Origin of the sequence: Amycolatopsis sp. NPDC051716, from assembly GCF_040681595.1 — a bacterium.
GTDB lineage: Bacteria > Actinomycetota > Actinomycetes > Mycobacteriales > Pseudonocardiaceae > Amycolatopsis.
Map to the genome: position 1 here is coordinate 1 of NZ_JBFAZA010000077.1, position 9,358 is coordinate 9,358.

The 9,358-nt window shown below is 35.1% G+C and carries 8 protein-coding genes; all 8 read left to right on the forward strand.

The genetic code is table 11. The features are described from left to right. The coding region (locus AB0M30_RS47070) for a DEAD/DEAH box helicase family protein (protein ID WP_364599149.1) at positions 1-2,051 on the forward strand (2,051 nt) is incomplete at its 5' end. Continuing rightward, positions 2,033-3,646, forward strand: a complete 1,614-nt coding sequence (locus AB0M30_RS47075; RefSeq protein ID WP_356625540.1) for a type I restriction-modification system subunit M — start codon at positions 2,033-2,035, stop codon at positions 3,644-3,646. The genes AB0M30_RS47070 and AB0M30_RS47075, both read left to right, overlap by 19 nt. Then, positions 3,639-4,877, forward strand: coding sequence for a restriction endonuclease subunit S (locus AB0M30_RS47080; protein WP_364599152.1), 1,239 nt, complete (start codon positions 3,639-3,641; stop codon positions 4,875-4,877). The genes AB0M30_RS47075 and AB0M30_RS47080 overlap by 8 nt, the downstream gene beginning before the upstream one ends. 207 nt (positions 4,878-5,084) lie before the next feature. Next, on the forward strand, positions 5,085-5,429 hold the full coding sequence (locus AB0M30_RS47085) for a DUF1413 domain-containing protein (protein ID WP_349221525.1): 345 nt from the start codon (positions 5,085-5,087) through the stop codon (positions 5,427-5,429). Between the two features lie 266 nt (positions 5,430-5,695). Next, positions 5,696-6,301: a dienelactone hydrolase family protein gene (locus AB0M30_RS47090; RefSeq protein ID WP_063284065.1), complete on the forward strand. Its 606-nt coding sequence runs from the start codon at positions 5,696-5,698 to the stop codon at positions 6,299-6,301. A 373-nt stretch (positions 6,302-6,674) separates the two neighbouring features. Beyond that, positions 6,675-7,322, forward strand: coding sequence for a pyroglutamyl-peptidase I (pcp, locus tag AB0M30_RS47095; RefSeq protein ID WP_014573651.1), 648 nt, complete (start codon positions 6,675-6,677; stop codon positions 7,320-7,322). A 241-nt stretch (positions 7,323-7,563) separates the two neighbouring features. Then, on the forward strand, positions 7,564-8,163 hold the full coding sequence (gene tmk, locus AB0M30_RS47100; protein WP_349221497.1) for a dTMP kinase: 600 nt from the start codon (positions 7,564-7,566) through the stop codon (positions 8,161-8,163). Beyond that, positions 8,160-9,113, forward strand: a complete 954-nt coding sequence (pyrF, locus tag AB0M30_RS47105; RefSeq protein WP_012579076.1) for an orotidine-5'-phosphate decarboxylase — start codon at positions 8,160-8,162, stop codon at positions 9,111-9,113. The genes tmk and pyrF overlap by 4 nt, the downstream gene beginning before the upstream one ends. Positions 9,114-9,358 lie beyond the last annotated feature (245 nt).

Below are 9,358 nucleotides of genomic sequence, written 5' to 3' on the forward strand. Positions count from 1 at the left end.
GACAAACGACCGGAAATTCGGTAGCCAATACTTTGATTGTTGGGATCAAAAATCAAAAACAGTTGGCTCGAAACCTCCTTTCATCAAAAAATAATAATACGATTTTAGTGACCACGATTCAAAAACTCTCTGCGGCTATGCGAAGTGCCCAACAAGAGAGTGAAGAAAAAGGCTCGAATCAATTTGAGAAGCTACGGCAAGAACATATTGTTTTTATTGTTGATGAGGCTCATCGTGCGGTTAGTGATGAGGAAATGAAGCGAATTAAGAAAATATTACCCAATTCAACCTGGTTTGGATTAACGGGGACGCCTATTTTTGAACAAAATAAAAAGCAAGAAAATGGAACCTTTGCCAGAACGACGAGCCAGCAATACGGGCCACTCCTTCACTCCTATACAACCAAAAACGCTATGGATGATGGCGCTGTTTTAGGCTTTCAAGTCGAGTATCATTCACTGATTTCAGAAGAGGATCAAGAGGTAATTGTCACCCAACTCAATAAAGGAAAGTTACCAGACGATGTCTTACAACAAGAAAAATTGTTGCCTACGGAACTTTATGAAACAGATGAACATATTCGTACCATGTTACAAAAAATCTTTAATCGGAGAAGTGTGGTCAAAAAGTTCAAGGTACAGAATGGTTTTCCTACGATGTCAGCCATTCTTACCACTCACTCGATTGCCCAAGCCAAACATATTTACCGGATTTTAAAGGAAATGAAAGATAATGGGACACTCTTGAATGGGCGACAATTTGATGAACGTCATCAACTGATTGATAAAGATTTCCCAAGAGTAGCTATTACCTTCTCAACCAATCCGGATCAATTAGAAAAAAATGAACAAGACGATGAATTAGTAGAGATCATGAAAGAGTATGCGAAACAGTTTGATGCTTCTCCTTATCAAGATGAGAAACTCTACAATCAAAATATTAATAAACGGTTGGCCCGTAAGGAAAAGCAATATCAATCGGATGGTCAGTGGCTAGATTTTGTCATTGTTGTCGATCGTTTATTGACAGGCTTTGATTCTCCAACGATTCAAACCTTATATATTGATCGAGAAATGAACTATCAAAAGCTCCTTCAAGCGTTCTCAAGAACGAATCGTATTTATACAGGAAAAGATTCTGGGTTGATTGTCTCTTTTAGAAAGCCCTTCACCATGAAAGAAAATGTGCAAAACACGTTTCGTCTATTCTCAAATGAAAATCAAAACTTTGATCAACTGATTCCAAGAGAATATGAAGAAGTCAAAAAAGAATTTATCGAATGTTCAACACTTTATAAACAAAGCGAAGCCGACCTATCGGATAAACCCAATGATCTTAAAACGATGATTGCGCAAGTGAGTGCTTATCAAAAGCTAGAAAAGAGTTATAAAGCGCTCCGAAGCTATGATCAATACGAAGAGGACTTTGAAGCATTTTCAGAAGTAGTGGAGCAGATGCCACAATATCAAGGTAAAACGGAAAATGTTAAAACAAAGATTAAAGAAATGATCGAGGATGAGGAGCATCCTGAGGAAGACTTCGAGAAGCTTTTACAAGAGATTGCTTTTTCTTCGCAGCTCAATGCGACACATAAAGACATCGTGGATAGTTTTTATATTAATCAACTTTTGAAAGCGATTCAATTAAACGAAGCAGGGGCCGTTGAAAAATTTGAAAAAGAAATCCAACAAAAGGATCCTCAAATCCAAAAGATGTATCACACCTTGAAAGATCAACTCGTCAATACTACTGAAGAGATCGATGTGGCTCAATTAAAAGAGACTTCGATTCAAAATGAAATTCAAAGACAACTTCAAAAAGAAGCCGAAGAATTTGGATTATCCTTCGACTTTTTACAGTCTGCAATGAATGAATATCAAGGCGATAAGAAAACGATCCCTTATTTAACTCATTTACTGGATTCGATGACCCTTAGTAAAGAAGAGTTTGAAGCCAAAACGGGTGAAAAATACAGAAGAAGAACAAAAGTTTTAGAAGAACGACTACAACAAAACTTTGAACAACTTCAAAAATGGAAAGAAGAATTATAATGGCGACAGGTTTAAATCAACAACTATGGGCTTCTGCGGATATCTTACGTGGGAAGATGGATGCAAGTGAGTATAAAAACTACTTACTGGGATTAATTTTCTATAAGTACTTGTCTGATGCGCAGCTGAGAGAAGTTTATGAACAAGAAAATGGCAAAACAGATACCTTCCCAGAACGTTCCACTCAGTATGCAGGCTTCATGGAATGGTACGAAGAAGACAAAGACGATTTAATCGAAAATATCCAACCCAAACAAGGCTACTTTATCCAACCCGATCAATTGTTTTATCACTACCGCCTCAAAGCTGATAACTATGAATTTAACTTGACCGACTTACAAGCAGGTTTTAATGAGTTGGAACGTCAAGGAGAAGAATTCAGTGGATTGTTTGCGGATATTGATTTAAACTCCACAAAATTAGGCTCAAATGCACAACAACGTAATGTGACGATTACTGAGGTCTTGCGTGCTTTAGATGAGATTGACTTATTTGAACACAATGGCGATGTGATTGGGGACGCTTATGAGTATTTAATTGGGATGTTTGCGGAAGGTGCGGGTAAAAAAGCAGGCGAGTTTTATACCCCACAAGCTGTTTCACGCATCATGTCAGAGATCACTTCAATCGGCCAAGAATCTCGAGCACCTTTTCATATCTATGACCCTGCGATGGGTTCAGGTTCTTTGATGCTTAATATTCGTCGCTATCTCATCAATCCAAATCAAGTGCACTATCATGGACAAGAGTTAAATACAACGACCTTTAACTTGGCACGTATGAACTTAATTCTTCATGGGGTGGATAAAGAACGCATGAACCTGAATAACGGAGATACTTTAGATGCCGATTGGCCCTCAGAAGAGCCTTATCAGTTTGATTCCGTAGTCATGAATCCACCTTATTCTGCAAAATGGTCAGCGGCAGATCAGTTTCTCTCTGACCCTCGTTTTGAGCGTTTTGGAAAATTAGCGCCTAAATCTAAAGCTGACTTTGCCTTTCTCCTTCACGGTTTTTACCATTTGAAAGAATCGGGAACAATGGGAATTGTCCTTCCGCATGGCGTGCTCTTTAGAGGAGCCGCAGAAGGAACCATTCGTCAAGCCCTTTTAGAAATGGGAGCCATTGATGCGGTCATTGGCTTGCCGGCCAATATTTTTTTTGGAACGAGTATTCCGACAACGGTTATTATTTTGAAGAAAAACCGCTCTCATCGTGATGTCTTATTTATCGATGCTTCTCAAGATTTTGAAAAACAAAAAAATAAAAATGTCCTGTTGGATGAACATATTGATAAAATTGTTTCTATCTACAAAAAACGAGAAGATATTGAAAGATATGCTCATGTTGCAAGTTTTGATGAGATCCAAGAAAATGACTTTAACTTAAATATCCCTCGTTATGTCGATACCTTTGAGGAAGAGGAACCGGTTGATTTGGTTGCAGTAAATACCAATCTCCTTAAGGTCAATGAAGAATTAGTTCAACAAGAGCAAGTGCTCTTATCGTTGATTGACGATTTTTCAGAAAGTGAAGAGAATCAAGCCTTAATTGATTCGATGCGTCTTCTTTTGAGAGGTGGGCATGATGAGTAAAAAGAGTCCACAATTAAGGTTTGAAGGTTTTACGGATGATTGGGAAGAGCGTAAGTTCTCAAATTTAGCTGAAGTAAGACGGGGCTTAACATATAAGCCATCCGATGTCCAAAAATATGGTATTAGGGTTCTTCGTTCTTCCAATATTGCAGAAGATACTTTTTTAATTAAATCGGACGATGTCTTTGTAAATAAAGAGGCAGTTAAAATTGACAAAGTGAAAAATGGGGATATTCTTATCACTTCTGCAAATGGATCTAGCCGTTTAGTTGGTAAGCATGCTTTGATTGAAGGGATTGAAAATGATACTGTTCATGGTGGATTTATGCTTGTCGCAAGGGCTGAAAAACCGGAATTTGTAAATGCTATTATGAGTTCTTCATGGTATAGTAAATTTATAAACATTTTTGTTTCTGGTGGGAATGGGGCAATTGGTAATCTAAGTAAATCAGATCTCGAAGATCAAAAGGTTTATGTTCCTAGTGAAATAGAACAAACTAAAATAGGATTATTCTTTAAGGGGCTCGACGATACTATCGCTCTTCATCAGCGTAAGTTAGATTTGTTGAAAGAGCAGAAAAAAGGATACTTACAAAAAATGTTCTCCAAAAATGGGGAAAAAGTTCCTGAATTGCGATTTGCGGGGTTTGCTGACGATTGGGAAGAGCGTAAGTTATCTGACGTAGCTAATCACAGAGGCGGAACAGCTATTGAAAAGTATTTTGACAAATATGGTGTATACAAAGTTATTTCAATTGGTAGCTATGGATTAAATAGCCAATACGTTGATCAAAATATTCGCGCAATATCAAATGAAATTACAGATGGACGAGTTGTTAATTCTGGAGAGCTCACCATGGTGCTAAATGATAAAACTGCTAATGGAACAATTATTGGAAGAACTTTACTGGTAGAAAAAGATAACGAATATGTTATCAATCAACGAACTGAAATTATTTCTCCGAAAGAAAACTTTGATTCTAATTTTGCATATACCATACTTAATGGTCCTTTTAGAGAAAAAGTTAAACGAATTGTTCAGGGGGGAACGCAAATATATGTTAACTATCCTGCAGTTTCTAATCTAAATCTAGAGCTACCTAAGATTGAAGAACAACAAAAAATAGGCTCTTTCTTTAAACAGTTAGATGACACTATCGCTCTTCATCAGCGTAAGCTAGATCTTCTCAAAGAGCAGAAAAAAGGATTTCTACAAAAGATGTTCGTTTAGGGTCTATAATTAGATAATAACCCCTAAGAAATTAACCAAAAACAGCCCTTATACTTACAAGATATAATTATAGGGGCTGTTTTTTACAAATTTATAAAAAATAAAGCATTTATATAAATGTTTTATTGACAAACAAAATGTTTTATTGACAAACAAAATAGGATGTGATATCCTTTATATGAATATAAATGAAAGGACATAATTAAAATGTCAAAGAATATCCAATTAACCCTAACTGATTTGCAGTATGAAACCTTGCTAAAAAAAGCAGGAAGCTTCTCTATCCAGCAATATCTGATTAAAAAAGAATTTCCAAACCACGAATTTTCTCATTGGTTTAACGAAATAACTGGACTAATTGAAAAACTTCCACCTGACACAAACTTTTCACTAAAAACTTTATTATCTGTAAATTGGGAAACTATTCCTAAAGGAGTACGCCTATCAATAGGAAAACAATTTCTAAAAGAAGTCAATGAAGGAAGTATTCGAGCAGTAAAATATGTAAAAAAAGACTCTGCCAATACTACCATCTACAAAAAAACACTTTAAAAAACTTCGCAACAGAACCTATAATATCCTTCTAACTATATAATAACTTGAAAATTACTAATTTATCTGTACTGTAGTATATTAGAATTGAAGGAATTGTAAATAGAATAGTTATTTGATATACTTTAGAAAATACATGTTAATAATGTGAAATCAGACTTTAATTACGGTGAATAATATGAGATTAAGTCTGATGGGTCTTGTTATTATTCTAATATCATTATAGAAATATAAATCGGTAAATTCAGTTTAACTAGGAGGATTATATGAAGCCAATTGTTTTTATCTATCATTCAGTACTTGGAATAAGAGGGTCTGAATTAAATTTGTCAGAGGTTATAAAAAAAGAAGGTTTTGATGTTATCATTCCTGATTTGTATGAAGGAAAGAAATTTGATGATTATAAAACAGCTATGGCTTTTCTCGGAACATTTGGAGAAGATGGTTTAGAAAAGAAAGCCTATGCGATGTTCGAGGAAGAACACAAGAAGAATGGTAAGAAACCGGTTATCTTTATTGGTTTTTCAAATGGTTGTAATTTAGCAGAGTGGCTTTCGCTAAAAATTCCAGAGACAGTTGGAACCATATTGTTACATGGTGGAATGCCAGTTAAAATGTTTGGCTATGAGGGGTGGCCATCAAATCTCCCCATCCAAATCCATTATTCTAAAGAAGATCCGTGGAAACTAGAAGATGAAGAAATTTTACAAGAATTCCTGAATGAAATAGAAAATTCAGGCGCTAAGTTGGAATTCTATGAATATGAAGGAGAAGGATATTTGTTTTCTGATCCTGAATTGCTATTAGAATATAATGATATAGAAACTCAAAATATGTATGAGAAAGTAAAAGGATTTTTAAGTAACTTTTAGTAATGGAATGATAAATTTATGCTGATACCACTAAAGAGCTATGGTAGGAGATTGTCTTGTAAACTGTAACTGGATGTATTATTGAAACTGACAATAAGCTTCTAATGGTTTAGCAAGGGAATGAAATGATTCAAAGCAAAAAGAAGACCACGTACAAAATTTATATGGTGTTCTTTTTGTTTAGTTTTTTAATGTGGTCATAAAAAGGCGGAGCCTATTATAAGTTTAATTATTTAATTTCAGAAAGGTATATATAAATCATGGCGCAACAAATTGTCCTACCCATCAAAGACTCCAACGTCTTAAAGATGGTACAAGATACACTTCTCGATAGCTTCTGTACTTCTTGGCATTTTAGAAAGGAAATCTTCTCATGAAAATTCTTGTTACCGGATTTGATCCCTTTGGCGACGATAAAATTAATCCTGCGATTGAAGCCGTGAAACGTTTGCCGGATGAAATTGCTGGGGCACAAATCGTTAAATTGGAAATTCCGACAAAGTTTAATGTTTCAGCCGATGTCGTTAAAGATGCTATTGCCAAAGAAAAGCCTGACTATGTGTTGAGCATTGGTCAGGCTGGTGGCCGGTTTGAACTCACGCCGGAGCGAGTTGCGATTAACTTGGATGACGGTCGGATTCAAGATAATGCCGGGTATCAGCCACTTAATCACACGATTCATGGCGATGGCGAGAATGCCTACTTTACCCAGTTACCAATTAAGGCCATGGCCAAAGCCATTCGGGAAGCTGGTGTTCCGTCAGCAGTCTCCAACACAGCAGGCACTTACGTCTGCAACCACATTTTTTATCAGGTACAGTATATGCGGGATAAGATGTTTCCCGATATTAAGGCCGGCTTCATGCATATTCCATTTTTGCCGGAACAGGTTGTCACTCGTCCGGAAACACCAGCGTTGTCATTGGATGATGATGTTTTAGGCATCACTGCCGCTATCAAGGCCATCGTGTCCCGTGACGGCAAAGGCGATATCGAAACGATTGAAGGCAAGGATCACTAAAAGCCTGTTTAGTGTTTTTGGACTATTATCAAATAAATAGACATAAAAAAGAAAAGCGTTCTAATCGTTTTTCCTTTTTTATCAGATGTTCAGAAAATGGTCATTTTCTGAACACTCTTCTTTTCTTATTAAGATTATTAAAATCATTTGCATTTATTGTTCATTAACCCGTAATTTATTCTATGTTAATTTATATAAGTGCTTTCAAGTTATGGTACAATACTATCAATGGAGGAATGCTATGAAAAATTTATTAATAGTTTTTGAAGGACTTGACGGTTCAGGAAAAACAACTCAAATTGATATGTTACATCAATGGTTTGAAAATAAAAAACTTAAAGTTTTTACAACAAAACAACCAACAGATTACTATAGAAATGATAAAAGAGTTAGAGATTATTTGGATAATGGTATTGCGCCCAATATGTATTCGATTGCTTTATTGGCTGCAGCTGATAGAACTTATCAGATAACTTCAGAAATTTTCCCCAAAATATCTGAAAGCAACATTATATGTGATAGATACTTATACAGTTCACTAGCGTTCTTTAAAGCTCGTGGGATAGACTACAAAGAAATTCTAATGATTAATAAAGGTGTTCCTACTCCAGATGTTACAGTGTTTTTAGATGTTCCTCCAGAGCGTGCTTTAGAGAGAGTTCGTCAAAGGGATGGAGAAGATATAAAGTATGAAGAAAAAAATGAGTTAGTATTTAACCAAGTAAGACAAAATTTTCTTGATGTTTTACCTAAAAATGCTTTACTTGTTGATTCAACTGTAGGGATTGACAAAGTTCATCAAATAATAACTAATTTTGTAAGCGAGGTAATGGATAAATGATGTTTTCTGATAGATATATACAAAAAGTAGTCAATACAAAATCTCATCTATGTGTTGGGTTAGATCCCATTTTAGAGAATTTTCCTAGCTATATTTTAAAAAAGGCAGAGAGCATCTATGGAAAGACCCCTAGAGGAGCAGGCTACGCTATTTTTGAATTTAATAAAATGATTATTGATATAGTGGCAGATAAAGTTCCAGCTGTAAAACCTCAACTTGCTTACTATGAGAAGTATGATTATTATGGAATAGAAGCTTTTTGGAAAACTGTGGATTATGCTAAGAAAAAGAGACTTATCGTTATTGCGGATGCTAAGAGAGGAGATATCGGAAGTACTTCTCAGGCATATGCAGAAACTTTTTATAAGAATACAGCTGATGAGTGGAGCTCTACTTTATCTGTAGATGCAGTAACAATTAATCCATACTTGGGAAGTGATGGATTAGACCCATTTATAAAATTAGGAGAAGAAAATGATAAGGGCTCTATTATTTTAGTGAAAACAAGCAATCCTTCTTCAGGAGAATTGCAAGATAAAATACTGGATTCTGAAAATAAAACTATCTCTGAAGTTGTATGTGATTATATTATTAAAAGCACGAATAAAGTTGGGAATTATGGATTTTCAGATATTGGAGCTGTCATTGGAGCAACATATCCCGAAGATTTAACTAAGTATAGGAGACTCTTACCAAAAACCTTATTTCTAATCCCAGGAGTTGGTTATCAAGGAGGAGATGTGAAACTATTAGACGCAGCGTTTGATAATAATGGTTTAGGAGCCATCATAACATGTTCAAGAGCAATTGATTATGCTTATAAAGATACAGGTTTATCAGAGCAAGAAGTAAAGAATTCTATTTTAGAGGCAGTTGACTATTATAATGGATTAATAAATAAAGCTTTGATAAAATCTAAAAAGGTTTATTGGGAGAGGGAGAAAAATTGAAAAAAATATATTAGAGTCAATTTTAATAAAAAATGAAGTTGCTCTTAAAGAAGTTATCACAAAAATAGACTCCCCCTCTTCAAATAATGATGTAGGAACGCTTTTTTATACATCATTTTTTGAAAATTTAGGTAATAAAAATTCTGATATTGACATTTATGGACCAATGTCAAATATTTAGACACAAAATGAGCTATATTTTCTTAAAATAATTTTCTTCTTTCTGATTTGGAGTTAAACCCTTG